The sequence below is a fragment of the Chryseobacterium sp. SIMBA_038 genome (genome assembly GCF_046535115.1).
GTDB lineage: Bacteria > Bacteroidota > Bacteroidia > Flavobacteriales > Weeksellaceae > Chryseobacterium.
Window position 1 is genome coordinate 1 of sequence record NZ_JAWRXH010000203.1, and the last position, 267, is coordinate 267.

2 pseudogenes are annotated in these 267 nt (G+C 39.7%); both read right to left on the reverse strand.

What is annotated here, in order from left to right:
• Window positions 1-165: pseudogene (locus SB689_RS23285) on the reverse strand (alpha-amylase domain-containing protein); the annotation flags it as partial.
• Window positions 158-267, reverse strand: a pseudogene (locus tag SB689_RS23290) (SAM-dependent methyltransferase); the annotation flags it as partial. The pseudogenes SB689_RS23285 and SB689_RS23290, both read right to left, overlap by 8 nt.

Sequence of the window (267 nt, forward strand, 5' to 3'; positions counted from 1 at the left end):
CCAATTAGTTTCAATCCAACGTTCCTGCCAGCTTGATGATGTATTGATATACACGACCAGCCCAGGATTCCCATTATAACCATTACGTCTTGCAATGTATTCATCATTATCAGTGTATACAATGGAAGTTGTTCCCGTAGCCTTGTTGTTGTGGATCCATTCCAGAAGTTCTGGTGTCTTCACATAAAATATAATCTACTTCCTTAAGAACATTCACTGCTCTAAAGGTCATATCCTCAAGGTTCCCAACGGGTGTAGGAACAAAAT